The sequence below is a fragment of the Pseudomonas sp. 2024-210 genome, assembly GCF_045062345.1.
In the GTDB taxonomy this organism is placed as follows: domain Bacteria; phylum Pseudomonadota; class Gammaproteobacteria; order Pseudomonadales; family Pseudomonadaceae; genus Aquipseudomonas.
The window spans coordinates 132,092-151,161 of the sequence record NZ_JBJGEJ010000012.1; the positions used below are offsets into that span (position 1 = coordinate 132,092).

Consider the following 19,070-nt stretch of genomic DNA (forward strand, 5'->3'; position numbering starts at 1 on the left):
CCATGAGCGCCCTGCCGTCGGTTAATGTCGACCAACTGATCAACACCCGCCCCATGACCCCTATGCAGTGGCGAATAGTGCTGCTGTGTTTTCTGGTCATCGCCCTGGATGGTTTCGATGTCGCAATCATGGGTTTCATTGCCCCTGAATTGGCCCGCGACTGGGCTGTCAGCAATCTGAGCCTGGGCCCGGTCATGAGTGCGGGGCTGATCGGCGTAGCCATCGGTGCCCTGATTGCCGGGCCCCTGGCTGACCGTGTGGGACGCAAGCCGGTGCTGATTTGCGCCGTAGCATTCTTCGGCGCACTGACCCTGGCCTCGGCTTTCGCCCCCAACCTGGACTGGATGGTGGCCCTGCGGCTGCTGGCGGGCCTTGGCCTGGGGGCGGCCATGCCCAACGCCGGGACCATGGTCAGTGAGTACACACCGCTGCAGCGCCGATCGATGCTAATTACCGTCGTGCTCAGCGGCTTCACTTTTGGCGCCGCAGCGGGCGGGTTTACTTCGGCTTACATGATTCCGGTCTTCGGCTGGAAAAGCATCTTGCTGGTGGGCGGCCTGCTGCCCTTACTGGCATTACCCCTATTAATCAGCGCCATGCCTGAATCCTTGCGCTGGCTGGTCGCCCGACAACCTGCCCGGCACCACGCGCGCAGTGCCCGGATCATCCAACAACTGGCACCGGATCTGGCTAACGGGCAAGTATGCTTTAGCGTTGACGAGGCCCCCGCCACTGTCTGCAGCCCGATCGGGCAGATTCTCTCCAAAGGCTTTTTTACCGGCACCTTACTGCTGTGGCTGACCTATTTCATGGGGTTGTTCTTGGTCTACTTGTTGGGCAGCTGGTTGCCGACGCTGATTAAGAACAATGGCCTGAGCGTTAGCGACGCTGCGCTGATCACGGCTTTATTCCAGTTTGGCGGGACTGCCGGTTCGCTGTTACTGGGCTGGTTCATTGATCGCAGTAACCCGCACCGCACACTCGCTGTGGTTTACCTGATCGGCGGCCTGGCGATTTACCTGATCGGCACCGCCAGCCACGGCTTCGCCTTGTTTGCCCTGCTGGCGGCGGCGGCCGGGTTCTGCATGAACGGCGCAAACGCCTGCATGTATGCACTGGCAGCCAATTTTTATCCCACCCAGGCGCGCGCAACCGGTGTTAGCTGGATGCGCGGCATCGGCGGGCTGGGTTCAATCGCCAGCGGGTTCGCCGGAGCCCACATGCTCGGGGCCGGCTGGACATTCGCAACCGTCTTTACCGCCTTGGCAGTCCCGGCCCTGATCGCAGGCATCGCGGTGTTCCTCAAGGGCAATGTCATGCCACCGGCCGGTCTGGCCCAACCTCACTCCTTGTTGCGGTAACCCTTATGCAAAATAACCAGCCAATGTTCTGTGATGTCCTGGTCGTAGGTTCCGGCGCTTCGGGCCTGGCAGCTGCGGTCACCGCCGCCGAACTTGGACTCGACGTGATCGTCGCAGAAAAAGAACCGGTATTGGGTGGGACCAGCGCGTGGTCGGGCGGCTGGTTGTGGATTCCCCGGAACCCACTGGCCGTGGCTGACGGGATAGTTGAAGAGCTTGAGCAGTCCAGGACCTATTTGCGCAATGAACTGCATTGCGAGGTGCTCGACTCTCGCATGGAGATGTTCCTCGAACAGGGCCCGCTAATGGTCGAGTTCTTCCAGCGCCATACCGACGTGCAGTTTTTCTCCGGCAGCCAAATGCCTGATTTTCATGCCCGCGAAGGGTTCTCCAAAGGTGGTCGCTCGGTCTGCGCACAACCGTTCGATGGTCGGCGACTGGGCCCCTGGATTAAAAAACTGCGGCGCCCGCTGGATATCATCAGCCTGGCCGGGATGGGCATTGCAGGCGGTGCCGATCTCAACCATCTGCTCAATGCCCGGCGCTCCCCGGCCTCAGCCCTGTATACCGCCAGGCGCTTGCTGCGCCATGCTCGCGACCTGATCCGCCATGGGCGCGGCATGCACTTAGTAAATGGCAATGCACTGGTGGCGCGACTGCTCAAGAGCGCGGTAGATCGCAAGGTCCGACTGCTGACAGAGACGCCGGTGCGCGGGCTTCTTCGCGAGGGTGAACGGGTAGTCGGCGCACGGGTGGAGCGGTCTGGACAATTGCTTGAAATCCGTGCACGACGTGGCGTGGTACTGGCCTGCGGTGGATTCCCCCATGATCAACAACGCATCGCCCGTCTCTTCCCCCATGCGCCCAATGGCACCGAGCATTTAAGTGCGGCCCCCAAAGGCAATACCGGCGATGGCCTGCGCCTGGGCGAAAGTGTCGGCGCGGGCATTGCACAGGACTTGCCCAATGCCGCCGCGTGGGCGCCGGTGTCACGGGTACCGCGCGCCGATGGCGGATTCAGTGGCTTTCCCCATTTGATGGAGCGCGCAAAACCCGGGTTCATTGCCGTGCGTCAAGATGGCCGACGCTTCGTTAACGAGGCTGATTCCTACCACGACTATATGTGCTCTGTGTTCGATAGCTCCGGCCCCGGGCAAACGACCACCTCGTGGCTTGTCTGCGATCACCGTGCGCAACGCCGTTATGGGCTGGGCTGGTCGAAACCCTTTCCGTTCCCTACGGCGCCGTATGTTCACCAAGGCTATCTGTTCAAGGACGCAACCCTGGCAGGTCTGGCGCGGCAATGCGCGATTGATGAGACACAGTTGCAAGCCACGGTCAGCACATTCAATGAATACGCAGAGAAGGGATGCGATCCATTTTTTCAGCGTGGGGAGTCGCTGTACAACCGCGCTCAAGGAGAGTCGCGGCATGCTCCCAACCCTTCGCTCGGCAGCTTGCGCCATGGGCCTTTCTACGCGGTAAAGCTGGTGCCCGGCAGCCTCGGCACTTTCGCCGGGCTCAATACCGATGCGTGTGCCCGGGTGCTGGATAATCATGGCCGGCCAATACCGGGCTTATTTGCTGTGGGCAATGACATGAACAGCATCATGCAGGGCTATTACCCCAGCGGAGGAATCACACTGGGGCCCGGCATGACGTTTGGCTACATCGCCGGAAAAACACTCGCCAGTCAGGCAGATCAGGGATAAGCAGGCAGGTATGGGTTGAAGTGCGAGGCCTGGCGCACGCGCCGCATCCGCAGTGTACTGTTCAGGGGTGAACTTGCCTTCGTTGAGGATTGGGGGGGCGACTCGCTGATAAGGGGAAGTCCTCCACGACGTAATCAGTCAGTCTTGAGCCTAAAGACCTCGCCTCGCCTGCCGATGACCTTGAACAACTTAAGGTTTAAAGGACAAACGCCATGGTCAGCAGCATCCCGAGCCTTGGAGCAGGCATCAGCATTCCTGGGGCGGCCACTCAAGCCCCGGACAACGCTGCGGTAAGCGAGACGGGAACAGCGGCGCAGCCGCAGAAGATCAATACCAAGGCGACATCGGGTGCCTCTGCCGAGAGCAGCGATGACAGTTCCGACATCGTGAAACAGCTGAAGAAGCAGATCGCACAGTTGCAGAAACAGCTTCAGCAACAGCAGCAAGCGTTACAGCGCATCCAGTCCAGCGAACAGAGCGCGGACGCCAAGGCCGCGGCGATTGCAGGTGCTCAAGCGCAAATCACGGCGACGGCTGCGGCGCTGCAAACAGCGACCGCAGCTTTGTTGCAGGCCGTGCTGGCCCAGGGCGGCAGCAGTTCGGGGTCGATGGTCAGTACCTCGGCTTAAGGAACGTAACCTCAAGCCGGGCAACGTTCCTGTAGCCACTGACGAGCTCTGCGAGGCTGCGATCGACGGCAAAGCCGTCGTAAAACCCTTCAATCCGCTGCATCAGACACACCCCCACTGCCGGGCTTGATCAAGGCACCTGCGCGCCCGCCACGGCCACGTGGATCATGTACAACGAGGTGTTGGCCGCGATAAACAGGCGGTTGCGCCGAGGCCCGCCAAAGGTCAAGTTGGCGACCTTCTCGGGCAGTTTGATTTTGCCCAGCAGCACGCCATCGGCGTCGAAACACTGAATCCCGTCACCCGCGCTGGTCCAGATGTTGCCCTGTACGTCGATGCGCAGCCCGTCCGGGATGCCCGGTTCAACATGAGCCAACACCCGCGACGCACCCAATCGGCACCCGTCTATCACTTGAATGGCACGGATATGGTGGGCCCCGTCCGGATCATGAGAACGCGCCGAATCAGCGATGTACAACGTGTGCTCATCCGGGGAAAACGCCAGGCCGTTGGGCTGTTCAAAATCATCGGCCACACAGGCAATGTCCAGTGTCTGCGGGTCTATGCAGTAAACATTGTGCCCGCTCTGCTCGGGTTCCGCCTGATAGCCTTCGTAGTCACTGAGAATGCCGTAGGTCGGGTCGGTGAACCAGATGCCACCGTCACTGTGCACCACCACGTCGTTGGGCGAATTAAGACGCTTGCCTTCAAACTGATCCGCCAACACGGTGATGCTGCCATCGGCCTCAGTGCGTGTGACGCTGCGGGTGCCGTGCTGGCAGGTCACCAGCCGCCCTTGACGATCACGGGTGTTGCCATTGGCGAAGTTGGACGCCGGACGAAACACCGACACGCCCTGCTCCGGCGTCCAGCGCAAGATGCGTTCGTTTGGGATGTCGCTCCACAGCAGATAGCCACCATCGTTGAACCACACCGGGCCTTCCGCCCAGCGGCACTGGTCGTAAAGGCGTTCAAGCTGGGTGTTGGGCAAGGTCAGGCTGCGAAAGCGCGGGTCGTGGAATTCGTAAATATCGTCGCTCATAAAGGAGTCCTTGCTTAAAGGCTGCGCAGGCTTTTACGCCCGCTGACGGCGGCTATCACCGCAATAATGATCACGCCAGTCAGGATCAACCGCACACCGGCACTGGCGCCGAAGGTGTTGAGCATACTGACCAGCAAATACAGAAACAGCGCAGCGCCCCACAGCCCCGGCACGTTGGAAAAACCACCGGCCACCGAAGTGCCGCCAATCACGACCACTGCAATGGAGGCCAACAGGTATTCATCGCCCATGCTCAGCGAGGCGCCACCGGAGAAACCCGCCAACACCACGCCGCACACGCTGGCAAACACCGCACTCAGTACGTAGGTGGCCCACCGCACACGTTCTACCCTTACGCCCGCCAACTCGGCTGCGCGCATGTTCTGGCCCACGGCCAGCGTCCAGCGGCCATACAGACTGCGGCTCAACACATAACCGGCGACAACCGTCAGTACGCCCACCGCCAAGGCCAAATACGGGATACCTAGTACTTTGCCTGTGGAGAATTGATAGAACAGCTCCGGTGGCGCAATCCTCACGCTGCGACCGTAGGCGATCGCCATCGACTGCAACAGGAAACTGGCGGATAAGGTGGCGATGATCGGCGGAATACGCAGCACGCGAATCAGGGCGTAGTTGGCACAACCGATCAACACGCCCACAGCCAAAACACCGGCTACGCCCAGTGCGATCAAGCCGTCCTGGCCGTCCATCAGCTTCATCCCGACCGCGCCGCTCAGGGCGATATTGGCCGGGATCGACAAGTCGATATTGCCGGGCCCGGTGGTGATGACGAACATCTGTCCCACCCCGACGATGACAAAAAACGCCGAGAAGGCCAGCGCACCCGACGTCAGCGCGGCAGCGCCTTCGCCACGGGTAAAGGCCAGCGTGGCCAGCCACACCAGCAGCGCGGCCAGAAACGACCACAACCAGGGTTTGCTGCGCACGCGATTGATAGGCAGGGACAGGTTCATACCGGACGTACCTCAAGGCGGTTAACGGCAGTGCGCAGGGCCAGCACCAAAATCAGAATCGCGCCCTGGGCGCCAATCTGCCAGTCCGGCGAGATGCGGATAAAGGACAGCAGTGAGCCGGCCAGCACCAGGGTCAAGGCGCCCAGCACAGCACCGATGGGCGACACCCTCCCGCCGGTAAATTCGCCACCGCCCAAAATCACTCCGGCTATCGACAGCAAGGTGTAACGCAGGGCCATATTGGCGTCGGCCGAAGTGGTCAAACCCACGAGAAACAGACCCGACAACACCCCAAAACAGCCAGCCATCGCGTACAACGTGACCTTGATCCGCAGCAGCGACCAGCCCGCCTTGGCAATCGCCAGCGGGTTGCCCCCGGCACCGCGCAGTACCACGCCCAGTGTCGAGCGCATCAAAAACAGGTGCACGGCAATCGCCAGCAGCACGCACACCACCACGGCAAACGGCAATAACGGTGTCTTGATCTTGACCAGCGCCTGCAACCATTGCGGCGCGCTGCCACCGGGCGCGGGCAGGAGCAGCACCGCGCCACCGATCCAGATAAACGACATGCCCAGCGTCACCACAATCGCCGGTAACTGGCGGATATGAATCAGTGCGCCGAGCAAGGCGTACACGCCTATACAGCCCACCAGTGCCAGACAGCCCAGCCACGGATGGTCATTGAGCAAGGTCGCGGCCACGCAGGCCACGAAGCTGATAAAGCTACCCAGTGACAAATCCAGGTCGTTGACGGTGATGATCAGCATCTGCGCAATGGTCGCCAACGCGATCGGTACCGCCAGATTGAGCATCAGGTTCATGCCCATGTAGCTCATGGCACGCGGCTGCATGATAAAGATGGTCGCCAGCAGCACCACCAGCGACACCGCCGGTAAAGCATTGCGCAGCAGGCGTGCACGATTGAACGCAGCCGAGGGCGTGGTCGTAAGCAAGGGTTGAGGTTTTAACGTCATGGGTTGAGGCGCGTTCATGCCACCTCCTCCTGAAAGGAACTGCGCAGAATCTGCGCTTCGCTCAATTGATCCCGGGCCATGTCGGCCACCACTTGGCCTGCGCGAAACACGTAGATGTGATCGCAATGGTCCAGTTCTTCAAGCTCCGTGGTGTACCAGATGAACGTGCGTCCGCGAGCAGCCTCCTCTTTGATGATGGCGTAGACCTCGCGTTTGGTGCCCACATCAACCCCACGCATCGGGTCGTCCATCAATATCAGATCGCTGTCACTGCCCAATGCGCGGGCAAACAGGGCCTTTTGCTGGTTGCCGCCCGACAGCGACATAATCGGCTGGTTCATGTCCGGCGTGCGAATGGCCATCCGTTGTTGCCACTTGGCCGCCATTGCCTGCTCGGCCTGGGGGTCGATCAGCACGCCGCGTTTTAGAGCCGCCAACGAGCTGATGGTGATGTTCTCGGCAATCGACCACAGGCTGAACACCCCGTCAGTCTGGCGATCACCGGCCACCAGCGCGACACGCTGACCAGCGCCAATGCGCTCACGCAACAACTGCACCAGCCATTGGCTTTGCCCCTGCCCGGCCAACCCGGCCAACCCGACAATTTCCCCGGCCCAGGCAGCCACGGTCTGGCTGTCTTGTTGACGAGCCGGCCGCTGATTGACCACGGGCGACTGACTTTCGCGCTTGGAGATGAACACCTGTTGTTCATCCTGAGGTTTGGCCACCGTGCCCATCGACGCCACCAACGAAGCATGGGTAAACGCACTGGCAGCGCGCACATCGACCACACAACCGTCGCTCATCACTGCAATGCGATCGCACGTGGCGAGCATTTCACCGAGGATATGGCTGATCAGCACCACGCAACCGCCGCCTTCAACGTAGCGGCGCACGTGCGCCAGCAGTTGCTCGGCGACCCGGGCGTCCAGAGATGACGTCGGTTCATCCAGAATGACCAGTGCCAGATGCTCGTCGACGCAAGTAAAGGCGCGAGCGATTTCAACCATCTGCCGCTGACCGATCGGTAAGTCGGCCACTACGTCCGCCGGGTTGATGCCATGCCCCGGGAAGATGCTGTTGAGGGTCTGCATAATCAGCGCGCCGGCTTTACGCCGCCAGCCAAAGCCACGTAAACCGGGGCACATCAGCCGCGTGTTTTCGGCCACGGTGAGATTGGGGCACAGCGACAGTTCCTGAAAGACACAGCGGATACCGTGCTGGCGAGCCACTTGCACCGAGTAGCCGCTGCGCACATCCATGCCGCCCATGAGCAATGAGCCCGTATCGGCGCGCAAGGTGCCCGCCAAAATGTGCATCAGGGTCGATTTACCGGCGCCGTTGTGACCGATCAGGCCCAGACATTCGCCAGCCCGGCAATTCAGGTCAACGTCATTTAAAGCGCGCACGGCGCCGAAACGCTTGCTGACCCCCATGAGGTCAACCAGCGATGCGTGGGTCACAGTCATGACTCTATCCTCGGCGGGGGGCGCTTACTGCGCTACGGGGCTCTTGAGTTGCGCAACGTCGTCAACGCTGTAGACGTGACTGACAATGCCGCCCTTTTCCAACCCGGCCAGCGAGCTTTCGAGGGTGTCCTGAGTCACGCTAATGGCGGGCGATAACAGGTCATGGGGCATTTGCTTGCCGTCGAGTAATTGCTGAGCGACCCAAAACGCGAGGCTGGAAATGCTCGGTGCGCTGGAAATCGAGAACGCTTGATAGCCGTTGGCGTCTTTTTGCTTCTTCCACAGCGACAGTTCTTCTTCGCGGTTGCCGAAGACAATAACCGGCAGTGGTCGACCCGCAGCGGTAAAGGCTTGGGCCACGCCGAAGCCGTCATCACCCTGAGTCACCACCGCGTCGATTTTCGGCAGGCTGGGCAAGATCCCGGCCACGGCTTTTTGTGCGGCAGTCTGCGACCAGTTGCCGTTGACCGAACCGACGATTTTCAACTGCGGGTGCTTGCTCGCCCCGGCCACCACGCCGGAATGGATCAACTCATCCACCGAAACCCCGGCCAACCCACGAACTTGCAGCACGTTGGCGCCATCCGGAAAGCGCTTGGCCAGGTAATCCATGCCATCCAGGCCACTTTGCTTGAAGTCCATGGAGATACGGTAAGCGCACGGCTCAGTGACGATGCCGTCGAATGAGACCACGATAATCCCGGCATCGCAGGCCTGCTTCACCGCGCCGTTCAGCGCGGTGGGCGACGCCGCATCAATGACGATGGCGTTATAGCCTTGAAGGATCAGGTTCTGGATTTGCGCCGCTTGCTCAGTCGCCTGGTTTTCGCCAGTGGTAAACGAGTCGGCGCCCTGGATAATCCCGGCTTTGACCGCCTGATCGGTGGTGTTCTGCCAGCTGGCAAGCATGCTTTGACGCCACGAGTTACCGGCGTAGTTATTGGACAAGGCAATGGTTTTATCTGCCGTGTCGGCCTGGGCGCAAACAAAGGGGGTGAGCAGTAAGGCAGTGGACAGCAAGGCACAACGCAGAGAGTGACGTTCCATGACAAAAACCCTTTTTATTATTGTGGGCCAGAGGCCGCCGATTAATTCGGTCGTGCCTGATTACTGTGCAACGTTTCCAGTCTGATCGGCCAACGGCCCTGTGTCTGGAGCGTTACTGCACACTTGATACCCTTTGCGCGCAAATAACCTGCGGGATCCCGCAAAAGAAACGCGTCTTCATGCAGCGTTATTCAACGTGCGTGCGCGTCCCTTTGGGGCATAATCGAGCCTTGGGCCGCCACTGGGTGGGCCTTTTGACGGATGTCCGGGCATGACGCAAAGAGTCCCCATTGCGGCTGAAAATGTACTCCACCACTTTCTCGGCATTTCCCGGGCACTCGCCGGGCGTCTGGACTTTCAGTCGATGATTGAAGCGGTGTCCGAAGAGATCCGCTTTATCCTGCCCCACGACCACTTGGACGTCAGCCTGCTGCTCGATGACGACAATCACCTGTCGGCGTACGAGACCGGTCTGCACACCGCCTGGAGCGACTTTGCAATTCACCCGCTGGAGATAGTACGCAGTCCGATCCGCAGCCTGCTGCTGGGGGTGGATCCGTATATCCTCAGTGATGACGCCATGATCGATGAACGCTTTCAGTTCCCCGGTGCGTTGAATAACCCGATTTTCGATGCCCGCTTGCGCAGTCGCCTGCATGTGCCCTTGCGCGCCCGCGGCGAGGTGATCGGCGCATTAAGTTGTTCGACCCACGTGGCCAATTTCTACACCCTCGATGACGTGCGCCACACCCAGCACGTGGCCGACCTGCTGGCGTCCTACCTGTATGCCCTGCGCCAGACCGAGCAGGCCAAACAACTGGCCATCGCCGAAGCGCAAATCCGTGCCCGCGAAGAAGGCTTGCGTCTGGGCGTGCTGCGCCTGACTGAAGAGCTGGAAAACGAGCGTCAACGCATCGGCATGGACCTGCACGACCAGACACTGGCGGATATGACCCGCCTGCACCGGCGCCTCGCCCGCTTGCAATTACTCGACAGCGTACCCGCCACCGAACTGGCGCCTGTCACTCAGGCCTTGCACGAAAGCATGCAAGAGCTTCGCCTGATCATCGACGCGGTCAAACCGACCATCCTGCAACTGTTCGGTTTTGTCGAAGGCCTTGAAGACCTGCTGCTGCGCAGCGTACGCAACAGCGGGCTGGCCATCGTCACGCAGTTGCGCGATGACACCGACGGGCTGGCCAATGACCTGGCCGAGCCGCAAAAAATTGCCCTGTTCAGGATTATTCAGGAGGCGGTCAACAACGCCATCAAACACGCCGCGCCCCACGCGATCATCGTTGAAATCACCGCCACCGCCAGCCATCTGTGCCTGACTATCCTCGATGACGGCCTGGGGCTGGACAGCGCCAGTCGGCTGGAAACCGGGGGTATCAAGAACATGCAAATTCGCGCGCAACTGCTCAGTGCCCACGTGCACATCGACAAAGGCCCGAACGGCAAAGGCACCTGTGTGCAAGTGAGCCTGCCGCTGCCATCGCTGCTTTAGGAACAGATCATGGAAATCCTGTTAATAGAAGACGATCCGGTGCACCGCGCCTTTTTCAAAGAAGTCATAGAAGGTGCGTTACCGGAATGCGTGCGCCTGCACGAAGCCGAAGACGGCTTGGTGGGCGAGCGACTGGCGCATGAATTTGCCGTTACTTGCGTGGTCATGGACTTGCAGATGCCACGCCGCACTGGTGTTGAAGCGGCACGGGCAATCTGGCACGAGCGACCGCACACCTCGATCATGTTCTGGTCCAACTACGCCGACGAAGCCTATGTACGAGGCATTTCACGCATCGTGCCTGAAGGCGCAGCCTACGGTTATATCCTCAAGACCGCCTCCGAAGACCGACTGCGCCTGGCCCTGCGCAGCCTGTTTATCGAACAGCAGTGCGTGATTGACCGGGAAGTGCGCGGGGTTCAACAGAAAAGCCAGAACCAGTTGCTGGGCCTGACCGACACCGAATACGAAGTCCTGCAAGACATCGCCCTGGGGCTGACCGACCGTATCATTGCCCAGCGCCGAAATCTGTCGTTGCGCAGCGTGCAGAATCGCTTGCAACAGTTGTATGAGAAGCTCGGCGTGCGCCAACCCGGCGAGGACACTGGCAGCGCGCCGGCCTTCAACCTGCGCGCAAGGGCGGTCAATGTGGCCCTGCTGCGCAAACTGCTCAACCGCACAGCGCTGGAGCAGGCTGAAATCGAACTGCAGGCATGGCTAAAGGACCCGCGCTTTAACCACTCGAAACATTGACCGGCGGCCCCGGTGTCGAACCTGCGTGTTCATTTCTGCAAGACAGCCGATAAACGTCACTTGACGCCAGCAGGTGATTTGAGTTTTCCTGAAACCGGTTTCAGCGCCCTAGCGTGAAATCGCCTGCGATAACACCAATAAAAGGTTTCAGGCCGTGAACAGTTTTTCTGCTGCCCAGCGCAGCCGCGTCACCATGCTCGATGTAGCCCAACGTGCCGGGGTGTCCAAGGCCAGCGTGTCGCGCTTTATAGGCGAAGACCGCGCCCTGCTCTCCAAGGCCATTGCCGAGCGCATCGAGCGTGCCATCAACGAGCTGGGCTATCGTCCCAACCAAATGGCTCGTGGCTTGAAGCGCGGTCGCACCCGACTGATCGGCATGCTGGTGGCCGATATTCGCAACCCCTATTCGATTGCAGTGATGCACGGTGTCGAGACCGCCTGCCGTCAACACGGCTATAACTTGGTGGTGTGCAACACCGATCGCGATCATGAACAGGAACGCCAGCACCTCGCAGCTTTGCGTTCTTACACCATCGAAGGCTTGATTCTTAATACCTTGGGTCATCATCCGGATGCGCTGCAAGCCCTGCATCAGGAAATGCCCGTCGTCTTGATTGACCGAAAAGTCGAACACCTGCACAGCGACCTGGTCGGGCTGGATAACCCCGGCGCGGTTCGAATGGCCCTTGAGCACCTGCAACAACAAGGCTATCGCGACGTGCTGATGGTCAGCGAACCGATTGATGGCACCAGCTCCCGGGTCGAGCGCATTCACAGCTTCACCTCGCAACTGGCCGAGCACCCGTCACTCAAGGGCGCGGTCGTGCAAACCGGTCCGCAGTTGCTGGCCGACATTCAGTCTTTCCTGCACTCACCTGGCAACGGTCACAAAGCCCTGTTCTGCGCCAATGGCGTGGCGGCGCTAGCGTGCACGCAGGTCTTGCGCGATTTGAACTGCCGACTGTTTGAAGACGTGGGCCTGATTGCCCTCGATGACCTGGACTGGTTCCCGCTGGTGGGCAACGGCATCACCGCCCTCGCCCAACCCACCCAACAGATCGGCGCCAGTGCCTTTGATTGCCTGTTTAAACGCCTTAATGGCGACAAGAGCCCGGCCCGCGCGCTGGATTTTGCCGCGCAATTGATTGTTCGCGGCTCCACGCAACCACCCAATACCTAAGATGTTGTGACTGGCAGCCCGCTGCACGGGTTATCAGTGATGTGTCATAACAAAAAATGAAACCGGTTTCAGAGATTAATAACAATGACCACATTTCCCGTTTCCATCAGCTTGTCGAGCTACGGCGCCGACCTCGTACGCCAACGCGGCCAGGGCAGTTTCATTGAAGTCTTGGCCAGTGCTGGCGCAACACGTATCGAATTGCGTGAAGAACTGTTGACCGATGAAGACCCGGCCACGTTCAGCCACGCCGTGCAGCAGCACGGACTTGAGTGTGTGTACTCTTCACCTATGGAACTGTGGGAAGCCGGCCAGTCACGGCCCAACCCGCAACTGCTCGCCACCTTGGCGCGCGCCCATGCATTCGGGGCCAAATGGCTGAAAGTCTCGCTGGGCTATTTCACCGAGCACTGCGATCTGCCCAATCTGACCGCCTGCCTGAACCAGCAGCCCGTGCAATTGCTGGTGGAAAACGACCAGACCTCACAGGGCGGTCGCATCGAGCCGATGCAACGTTTCTTCGACAAGGTCGACCAGCAGCGCGCCCCGATCAGCATGACTTTCGACATTGGTAACTGGCAGTGGCAAGACCAGTCGGCCAGCACCGCCGCCCGCTTGCTGGGCCGTTATGTCACTTACCTGCACTGCAAGGGCGTGGCACGCCGCCCGGATGGCAAGTTGATTGCCACACCGCCTACGGCCACTGACTTGCACATGTGGCGGCAGCTGATGAGCCATATGCCCCACGGACTGACCCGTGCCGTCGAATACCCGCTACAAGGCAACGACCTCGACTGGCTGACCCAGGAACACGTCGCCGTATTGGCTACGCTGAGCCACGCCCAACAGGAGCTGAGCCATGTCTGACTTTGATGTGCTGTCGTTTGGCGAAACCATGGCCATGCTGGTCGCCGACCACACGGGCGATCTGGCCCACGTCGGGCAGTTTCATAAACGCATCGCCGGCGCCGATAACAATGTGGCAATTGGCTTGGCGCGCCTGGGCTTCAAGGTCAAATGGCTAAGCCGCGTCGGTAACGACTCGTTTGGCCGGTTCATCCTCGACACCCTGCAAAAGGAAGGGCTGGACTGCCAGCACGTCGAGATTGATCTGCAGCATCCGACCGGATTTCAACTCAAGTCCCGGGTAGAGGATGGCAGCGACCCGCAGGTGGAGTATTTCCGCCGTGGCTCGGCCGCCAGCCACATGAGCTGCGCCGCCATTACGCCTGCCTTGCTGGAGGCGCGGCACTTGCACGCGACCGGTATTCCACCGGCCCTTTCTGCCAGTTGCAATGAGCTGTCCTTCGCATTGATGAAAGCCATGCGTGAGGCGGGTCATTCGGTGTCGTTCGACCCCAACCTGCGACCCTCACTGTGGGCCAGCGAGTCGCAGATGATCCGCGACATCAACGCCCTCGCCGCCCATGCCCATTGGGTGTTGCCGGGCTTGAGCGAAGGACGCTTGCTCACCGGCTACGACACCCCGGCCGACATCGCCGCGTTTTACCTCGATCAGGGCAGCGAAGCGGTGATTATCAAACTGGGGGCTGATGGCGCCTACTTCCGTACCGCCGACGATCAAGCCTTCGTCCCTGCCGTGCCGGTGGCCAAGGTCGTCGACACCGTTGGCGCGGGCGATGGCTTTGCCGTGGGGGTCATCAGTGCGCTGCTGGACAACCTCAGCATGACCCAGGCCGTACAGCGCGCTAACTGGATTGGCAGCCGTGCCGTGCAAAGCCGTGGCGACATGGAAGGGCTGCCGACCCGCGCCGAACTGGAGCAGTACCTCGCAACGACCTGATGTCTGACCTTACCCGTACCTGCTGCGACAAAAACAACAAGCTCAGGAGACTTACCATGCAATCGCTAAAACTCGCGGCCCGTCGGTGGTGGTACATCATGCCGATCGTATTTATCACCTACAGCCTGGCCTACCTTGACCGCGCCAACTACGGTTTTGCCGCCGCCTCAGGCATGGCCGCCGACCTTAATATCACTCCCGGCCTGTCGTCATTGCTGGGCGCGTTGTTCTTCCTCGGTTACTTTTTCTTTCAGGTGCCCGGGGCGATTTATGCGCAGAAAAACAGCGTTAAAAAGCTGATTTTTGTCAGCCTGATTCTCTGGGGCAGTCTGGCCACGCTGACCGGCGTGGTGTCCAACGCCTACACGCTGATCGTGATCCGCTTTATGCTCGGCGTGGTTGAGGCCGCAGTGATGCCTGCCATGCTGGTGTACCTGTGCCACTGGTTCACCCGTGCCGAACGCTCACGAGCCAATACCTTTCTGATCCTCGGCAACCCGGTGACCATGTTGTGGATGTCGGTGGTCTCGGGCTACCTGGTGCAGCATTACAGCTGGCGCTGGATGTTTATCATCGAAGGCTTGCCTGCCGTGCTCTGGGCGTTTATCTGGTGGCGTCTGGCGGATGACCGCCCAAGCGACGCCAAATGGCTCAGTTCTGAGGAAAAACAAGACCTGCAAAGCGCACTGGATGCCGAACAGGTCGGCATCAAGCCGGTCAAGAACTACGCCGCCGCCTTCCGCTCGCCCAAAGTCATCCTGCTGTCTTTGCAATTCTTTTGCTGGAGCATTGGCGTCTACGGCTTCGTGCTGTGGCTGCCGTCGATTCTCAAGCAAGGCGCGCAGATGGACATGATCGAAGCGGGCTGGCTCTCGGCCCTGCCCTATCTCGCGGCCGTGATCGCCATGCTGGCAGTGTCGTGGGGCTCGGACAAACTGCAAAAACGTAAACGCTTCGTCTGGCCTCCGCTGCTGCTCGCCTCGATTGCCTTTTACGGCTCCTACGCACTGGGTGCCGAACACTTCTGGTGGTCCTACGCCTTGTTGGTGATTGCCGGTGCCTGCATGTATGCCCCTTATGGCCCGTTTTTCGCCATTATCCCGGAGATTCTGCCTTCCAACGTGGCCGGCGGTGCAATGGCGCTGATCAACAGCATGGGCGCGCTGGGCTCGTTTGGCGGTTCGTATCTGGTCGGCTACCTGAACAGCGAAACCGGCTCGCCGGGCGCTTCCTTCCTGTTGATGAGCGGCGCACTGCTGATATCCGTCCTGCTCACGCTGATGCTCAAACCCACGGTCAATGACACCGCAGCGCCTACCCGGCTGGCTGCGCCCCGTCTAGCCCACTCTTGAATTACATGTCGGTGACTGCCTTGAAAAAACATGTCGTGCTGTACAAAAAACTCTCCGATGCACTGATGCAGCGCCTCGAAGAACACGCCAACGTGACCCTGATCGAGAAACTCGATGCTCAGGGCCTGGACCAACTGCGCGCCGCCTTGCCCCACGCCCAGGGTTTGCTGGGTGCCAGCCTTAAGCTGGACGCCACCCTGCTGGATTTGGCGCCGCGCCTTGAGGCTATTGCCAGCGTCTCTGTCGGCGTTGACAACTACGACATCAATTACCTGAGCGAACGCAAGATCCTGCTGACCAACACCCCGGACGTGCTGACCGAAACCACGGCGGATACGGGTTTTGCCCTGATTCTGGCGAGCGCCCGACGCGTCGTGGAACTGGCCAACCTGGTGCGCAATGGCCATTGGAAAAAGAACGTCGGGCCGGAGCATTTCGGCACGGATGTGCATGGCAAAACCCTGGGCATTATCGGCATGGGCCGCATTGGCGAAGCCTTGGCCCAGCGCGGGCACTTCGGCTTTGGCATGCCGGTGATCTACCACAGCAACTCGCCCAAGCCGGCTGTTGAGGCGCGCTTTAACGCGCAATACCGCAGTCTGGAAGAATTGCTTCAACAAGCTGACTTTGTTTGCCTGACCCTGCCCTTGACCCCTCAGACCGAAAACCTGATGGGCGCCGAGCAATTTGCCCTGATGCGCCCTGAGAGCATCTTTATCAATATTTCTCGCGGCAAGGTGGTAGACGAGCTGGCGCTGATCAACGCCTTGCAGCAAGGCCAGATTCGCGGTGCCGGGCTGGACGTGTTCGTGCGCGAACCGCTGGAACCGACGTCGCCTTTATTGCAATTGGACAACGTGGTGGCGACGCCGCATATCGGCTCGGCCACCTTTGAGACCCGTGAAGCCATGGCCCGCTGCGCGGTGGACAACCTGCTGGCAGCATTGGCCGGTACGCGCCCGGCCAATCTGGTCAACCCGCAGGCCCTGCGCTGAGCCACCCTTGATGGTGCCGGGCATGGAGTTCTAGTGCATCTGGCCCTCCATAAACCCGGCTAACCGCTGTGCCAACTGCCGACGCCAGGGCGGGCTGTCGGGGTTGGCCAAGGTTTTATCTTCATAGACAAAACTGCGGATCACGGCGTTGTATCCCAACCAGCGACAAGGCTCCGGCTCCCACGCCTTAAGCGCGCCTAACCCGCCCTCGGTCAAGACCCACGGCTGTTTAACCTCAAGGGTGTCGCGTTGCAAAATCAGGTCGGCCAGCGTGCGGCCTCCCAGATGGCTGGCCCCAACGCCTTCGCCGCCATAGCCACCGGCCAGCGCAACCCCTTGTGAACGGTCACAGAGCATATGCGGTTGAAACCTGCGCGCCATGCCCAGATTGCCGCCCCAAGCGTGAGTTAGGGTGACGTTTTTCAACGCCGGGAACAGCTCACCGAACAAATAACGGCGCAGTTCGATTTCGTTGGCGGTGAGATCGAAAGAGTGCCGCAGACGTCCACCCCACTGATAGCCGCCGCGTGCGCCAAACACCAGACGGTTATCCGCGGTACGCTGGCCATAGGTCACTTGTTTGCTGAATTCGCTGAAAGCCTGACCCTGCGACAGACCGATCTCGTCCCACAGCGCTGATGACAAAGGCTCGGTGGCCACAATCAGGCTCTGCACCGGCAATTGATAGCGTCCCAGCACGTTCAGGGTAGTGGCGTAACCCTCGACCGCTGGCACCAACCAACGGCTGCGTACTTGTGCCTTGGCCGTACGCACAAGGCCCGACTGCCAATGGGTGACCGGGCTTTGCTCAAAAATGTGCACGCCCATGCGCTCCACGGCCCGGGCAAGACCCCGAACCAGCCTGGCCGGATGAAGGGTCGCGACATGCGGCGTAAAAATCCCGCCATAAGGCTTGGCTACGCGCAGTTGTTGAGCCAATTCGTCGCGGGTTAACCAGCGGTAGTCGGACTCGTTCAAACCTTGGGCGTAAAGATCCGCTAAATAACGCCGTAAGCTGCTTTCCTGCTCCGGGTAACGCGCTGCGCAATACAACGCGCCGCCTTTGCGGTAATCACAGTCGATACCCTCACGATCAATGACCGACTTCACCTCATCGGGAATGGCATGCAATAGATCGAACGACTCGCGTCGGCGCTCAGGCGACAGCGCTGCAAGCAGCCGGTCCTCGCCCAGCAGATTGCCCATCAACCAGCCGCCATTACGCCCCGAAGCGCCAAACCCCGCCGTTTGCGCCTCGACAATGGCGATGCTCAGCTCAGGTGCATGCCGCTTGAGGTAGTAAGCCGTCCACAGGCCGGTATAACCGGCACCGATGATCGCCACATCGACATCCAGATCCTGTTCAAGGGATGGCCTGGGGCTGAGGTCCTCCTCAAGCTGATCCATCCATAAGCTGATTGAGCGCCATGCAGGCATTTGCGACTCCAGACGGTTGCACCAAGGGGGGGACTTTACCGCGTAGAACCGCATGAACGGTGGCTAAATCGCTTCACTGCATGATTTGCGTCAAAGCACGACCAAACAATCTAAGCGCGGGGGATAAAAGGCTTGTGCCAAGCGATATGAATGATAGGTTTGAACACGAACCTCTCGCAAATACGAAGGGTCAGGGCCACCTCTGATCGTTAAATCCATTGAGCAAAAGGAAGCGCTCCATGAACCTGCACACCGAGCATCACAAGGTTACTTTCCCTAATGCCTGCCAACTGATGCGCTGGCATTTTCATCCGATGGGCTTTGAGGCGACCATGGACGCGCCCAGAAGCATGGTGGCCCGCCTGTTTGACCGTGCAAGCGGTGAAACATTGATTGCCATTGCTGGCATCCCCTGTGCAACCGTCATGAGCCCCGGCGAAGTGGGCCGCATCATTCAAGCGGTCGAAGACGAACTCGAAAGTTTCAGCCCTCCAGTGGCCTGGCAGGCGCTGGCTTGACCCTTCTAGCCGCTGCCGAAGGCTGCGATCGGACGCGCAGCGCTCGCAAGCGTGTCAGGTTTTACGACGGCTACGCCGCCGATCGCAGCCTTCGTTCCTCGACAGCGGCTACAGTTCCACGCCGATCTTCAAAGTACGCGTTGTCCTTGGAAGGGCCGCGTCATTCGAGCGGTTGAAGACGAGATCGAACGTTTCAGCCGTGAGACTGCTTCCCCCGTAGCAGTTGCCGAAGGCGACGTTCGATTGCGCAGCGATCGCAAATTCAGGCGCCTCGGTGTGTCAGGATTTACGACGGCTGCGCCGCCGAACG

17 protein-coding genes are annotated in these 19,070 nt (G+C 60.1%); 11 read left to right on the forward strand and 6 right to left on the reverse strand.

The features are described 5' to 3' along the window. Positions 1-2 precede the first annotated feature (2 nt). The 3 genes from ACI7MX_RS16870 (at position 3) to ACI7MX_RS16880 (ending at position 3,702) form a co-directional block, all read left to right on the forward strand. Positions 3-1,361 carry an MFS transporter gene (locus ACI7MX_RS16870; RefSeq protein WP_405633905.1) on the forward strand — a complete coding sequence of 453 codons (1,359 nt, stop codon included), beginning with the start codon at positions 3-5 and terminating at the stop codon, positions 1,359-1,361. Between the two features lie 5 nt (positions 1,362-1,366). Then, entirely contained in the window at positions 1,367-3,073 is a 1,707-nt protein-coding gene (locus ACI7MX_RS16875; RefSeq protein ID WP_314485429.1) for an FAD-dependent oxidoreductase, read from the forward strand. A 212-nt stretch (positions 3,074-3,285) separates the two neighbouring features. Further along, entirely contained in the window at positions 3,286-3,702 is a 417-nt protein-coding gene (locus ACI7MX_RS16880; RefSeq protein WP_122784229.1) for a hypothetical protein, read from the forward strand. A 130-nt stretch (positions 3,703-3,832) separates the two neighbouring features. Here ACI7MX_RS16880 and ACI7MX_RS16885 read toward each other — a convergent pair whose 3' ends face one another. From ACI7MX_RS16885 to ACI7MX_RS16905, 5 genes are read right to left on the reverse strand one after another with little or no spacing between them, the layout of a single operon-like run. After that, the gene (locus ACI7MX_RS16885) at positions 3,833-4,744 is read right to left on the reverse strand and encodes an SMP-30/gluconolactonase/LRE family protein (protein ID WP_405585755.1); all 912 of its coding nucleotides are present in this window, start codon (positions 4,742-4,744) and stop codon (positions 3,833-3,835) included. A gap of 14 nt (positions 4,745-4,758) precedes the next feature. Continuing rightward, the gene (locus ACI7MX_RS16890; RefSeq protein WP_314485423.1) at positions 4,759-5,721 is read right to left on the reverse strand and encodes an ABC transporter permease; all 963 of its coding nucleotides are present in this window, start codon (positions 5,719-5,721) and stop codon (positions 4,759-4,761) included. Then, a complete protein-coding gene (locus tag ACI7MX_RS16895) occupies positions 5,718-6,716 on the reverse strand; it encodes an ABC transporter permease (protein WP_146387938.1) in 999 nt (332 codons plus the stop codon). The genes ACI7MX_RS16890 and ACI7MX_RS16895 overlap by 4 nt, the downstream gene beginning before the upstream one ends. After that, entirely contained in the window at positions 6,713-8,167 is a 1,455-nt protein-coding gene (locus ACI7MX_RS16900) for a sugar ABC transporter ATP-binding protein (RefSeq protein WP_314485418.1), read from the reverse strand. The genes ACI7MX_RS16895 and ACI7MX_RS16900 overlap by 4 nt, the downstream gene beginning before the upstream one ends. Positions 8,168-8,191: 24 nt before the next feature. Then, positions 8,192-9,214: an ABC transporter substrate-binding protein gene (locus ACI7MX_RS16905; protein WP_314485416.1), complete on the reverse strand. Its 1,023-nt coding sequence runs from the start codon at positions 9,212-9,214 to the stop codon at positions 8,192-8,194. Positions 9,215-9,485: 271 nt separating this feature from the next. Between ACI7MX_RS16905 and ACI7MX_RS16910 the strand changes: the two genes are divergently transcribed. The 7 genes from ACI7MX_RS16910 (at position 9,486) to ACI7MX_RS16940 (ending at position 16,805) form a co-directional block, all read left to right on the forward strand. Next, positions 9,486-10,721 (forward strand): ATP-binding protein, encoded by a 1,236-nt coding sequence (locus ACI7MX_RS16910; protein ID WP_405585761.1) that lies wholly within the window; start codon positions 9,486-9,488, stop codon positions 10,719-10,721. 9 nt (positions 10,722-10,730) lie between these two features. Then, positions 10,731-11,474 (forward strand): response regulator, encoded by a 744-nt coding sequence (locus ACI7MX_RS16915; protein WP_405585764.1) that lies wholly within the window; start codon positions 10,731-10,733, stop codon positions 11,472-11,474. Between the two features lie 154 nt (positions 11,475-11,628). After that, positions 11,629-12,654: a LacI family DNA-binding transcriptional regulator gene (locus tag ACI7MX_RS16920; RefSeq protein ID WP_314485410.1), complete on the forward strand. Its 1,026-nt coding sequence runs from the start codon at positions 11,629-11,631 to the stop codon at positions 12,652-12,654. An 84-nt stretch (positions 12,655-12,738) separates the two neighbouring features. Beyond that, the gene (locus tag ACI7MX_RS16925) at positions 12,739-13,521 is read left to right on the forward strand and encodes a sugar phosphate isomerase/epimerase family protein (protein WP_405585767.1); all 783 of its coding nucleotides are present in this window, start codon (positions 12,739-12,741) and stop codon (positions 13,519-13,521) included. Beyond that, positions 13,514-14,458, forward strand: coding sequence for a sugar kinase (locus tag ACI7MX_RS16930; protein WP_314485403.1), 945 nt, complete (start codon positions 13,514-13,516; stop codon positions 14,456-14,458). Before ACI7MX_RS16925 ends, ACI7MX_RS16930 begins: the two co-directional genes overlap by 8 nt. Positions 14,459-14,514: 56 nt before the next feature. Then, positions 14,515-15,810, forward strand: a complete 1,296-nt coding sequence (locus tag ACI7MX_RS16935; RefSeq protein WP_314485400.1) for an MFS transporter — start codon at positions 14,515-14,517, stop codon at positions 15,808-15,810. A 5-nt stretch (positions 15,811-15,815) separates the two neighbouring features. Further along, complete coding sequence (locus tag ACI7MX_RS16940; protein ID WP_314485397.1) at positions 15,816-16,805, forward strand: D-glycerate dehydrogenase; 990 nt, start codon at positions 15,816-15,818, stop codon at positions 16,803-16,805. A 30-nt stretch (positions 16,806-16,835) separates the two neighbouring features. Here the strand turns inward: ACI7MX_RS16940 and ACI7MX_RS16945 are convergent, their stop codons facing one another. Next, positions 16,836-18,242, reverse strand: a complete 1,407-nt coding sequence (locus tag ACI7MX_RS16945) for an NAD(P)/FAD-dependent oxidoreductase (RefSeq protein WP_405585772.1) — start codon at positions 18,240-18,242, stop codon at positions 16,836-16,838. 239 nt (positions 18,243-18,481) lie between these two features. On the opposite strand from ACI7MX_RS16945, the gene ACI7MX_RS16950 reads away from it, so the two are divergent. Continuing rightward, complete coding sequence (locus ACI7MX_RS16950) at positions 18,482-18,760, forward strand: DUF1652 domain-containing protein (protein ID WP_314485392.1); 279 nt, start codon at positions 18,482-18,484, stop codon at positions 18,758-18,760. Positions 18,761-19,070: the final 310 nt, after the last annotated feature.

Excerpts from the sequence above, each read along its gene's own strand:
- ACI7MX_RS16870 (WP_405633905.1), top strand. The coding sequence starts at position 3 with ATGAGCGCCCTGCCGTCGGTTAATGTCGACCAACTGATCAACACCCGC.
- ACI7MX_RS16880 (WP_122784229.1), top strand. The coding sequence starts at position 3,286 with ATGGTCAGCAGCATCCCGAGCCTTGGAGCAGGCATCAGCATTCCTGGG.
- ACI7MX_RS16950 (WP_314485392.1), top strand. The coding sequence starts at position 18,482 with ATGAACCTGCACACCGAGCATCACAAGGTTACTTTCCCTAATGCCTGC.
- ACI7MX_RS16905 (WP_314485416.1), bottom strand. The coding sequence starts at position 9,214 with ATGGAACGTCACTCTCTGCGTTGTGCCTTGCTGTCCACTGCCTTACTG.
- ACI7MX_RS16945 (WP_405585772.1), bottom strand. The coding sequence starts at position 18,242 with ATGCCTGCATGGCGCTCAATCAGCTTATGGATGGATCAGCTTGAGGAG.
- ACI7MX_RS16895 (WP_146387938.1), bottom strand. The coding sequence starts at position 6,716 with ATGAACGCGCCTCAACCCATGACGTTAAAACCTCAACCCTTGCTTACG.
- ACI7MX_RS16890 (WP_314485423.1), bottom strand. The coding sequence starts at position 5,721 with ATGAACCTGTCCCTGCCTATCAATCGCGTGCGCAGCAAACCCTGGTTG.
- ACI7MX_RS16885 (WP_405585755.1), bottom strand. The coding sequence starts at position 4,744 with ATGAGCGACGATATTTACGAATTCCACGACCCGCGCTTTCGCAGCCTG.
- ACI7MX_RS16925 (WP_405585767.1), top strand. The coding sequence starts at position 12,739 with ATGACCACATTTCCCGTTTCCATCAGCTTGTCGAGCTACGGCGCCGAC.
- ACI7MX_RS16940 (WP_314485397.1), top strand. The coding sequence starts at position 15,816 with ATGTCGGTGACTGCCTTGAAAAAACATGTCGTGCTGTACAAAAAACTC.
- ACI7MX_RS16875 (WP_314485429.1), top strand. The coding sequence starts at position 1,367 with ATGCAAAATAACCAGCCAATGTTCTGTGATGTCCTGGTCGTAGGTTCC.
- ACI7MX_RS16900 (WP_314485418.1), bottom strand. The coding sequence starts at position 8,167 with ATGACTGTGACCCACGCATCGCTGGTTGACCTCATGGGGGTCAGCAAG.
- ACI7MX_RS16910 (WP_405585761.1), top strand. The coding sequence starts at position 9,486 with ATGACGCAAAGAGTCCCCATTGCGGCTGAAAATGTACTCCACCACTTT.
- ACI7MX_RS16930 (WP_314485403.1), top strand. The coding sequence starts at position 13,514 with ATGTCTGACTTTGATGTGCTGTCGTTTGGCGAAACCATGGCCATGCTG.
- ACI7MX_RS16935 (WP_314485400.1), top strand. The coding sequence starts at position 14,515 with ATGCAATCGCTAAAACTCGCGGCCCGTCGGTGGTGGTACATCATGCCG.
- ACI7MX_RS16915 (WP_405585764.1), top strand. The coding sequence starts at position 10,731 with ATGGAAATCCTGTTAATAGAAGACGATCCGGTGCACCGCGCCTTTTTC.